Source organism: Bacillus sp. AF62, from assembly GCF_050312695.1.
Lineage (GTDB): Bacteria > Bacillota > Bacilli > Bacillales > Bacillaceae_G > Bacillus_A > Bacillus_A cereus.
In genome coordinates, this window is the sequence record NZ_JBNPJZ010000231.1 from 1 (window position 1) to 653 (window position 653).

The following is a 653-nucleotide window of genomic DNA, read 5'->3' on the forward strand; positions in this document are numbered from 1 at the left end:
TATCTATTGCATGTTCAGCTAGTTTTTCTGATTCATAACATTGCATATTTATTTTAGTTTTGCAACACCCTCTTTATCGATAAGCGTCAGTATTTTTCTGTTGATTGTCTTTTCAGATTGGTTATTTGAAAGAGTACCAGGATCAAGAGAAGCCTGGGAAGTGGTAAAAAGTAAGGTGGTGGAAATTTACTACACGCAAGGATGGGAAGGCATGTTACTTCTCTTCCTGGTGGTAGTGGGAATATGGAAGATGGCCGATAGTCGATCATAAGGGGGAGATAAACAATGTTTACACATAAAAACACTTATGAAAGAGGAAGTGCGGGAGAAGTTGAAGCTCAATTTCTAGTGGAAATCTATGAGGGAATGGGTTGTGAGGAATTACATGAGATTTGTTTATCTCAAACAGATGTATATATGCAGAAGTTTTATCTGATGGAAAACGGAAAAATCATCGAAATAGAAATTGGATTAAATACAGATGAATTGGAATGGAGGTGTGATGGGGTAGAGCTTACAAAAGAAAAAGCAATATTAGAAATCGAGCATGAAATCAGCTGTTATGACATGTTCCAACAAGCAAGGATAGACAAAGGGTGGATGTTTAAAGAAAAGGCAAACAAGTTTCTTACAGTTTTAAGAGAAAAGGAGAG

1 protein-coding gene is annotated in these 653 nt (G+C 36.4%); it reads left to right on the top strand.

What is annotated here, in order from left to right; translation table 11 throughout:
* Window positions 1-285: 285 nt before the first annotated feature.
* Window positions 286-653, top strand: a 368-nt coding sequence (locus ACQRBL_RS32495) for a hypothetical protein (protein ID WP_427736438.1), incomplete at its 3' end; no start/stop codon positions are given.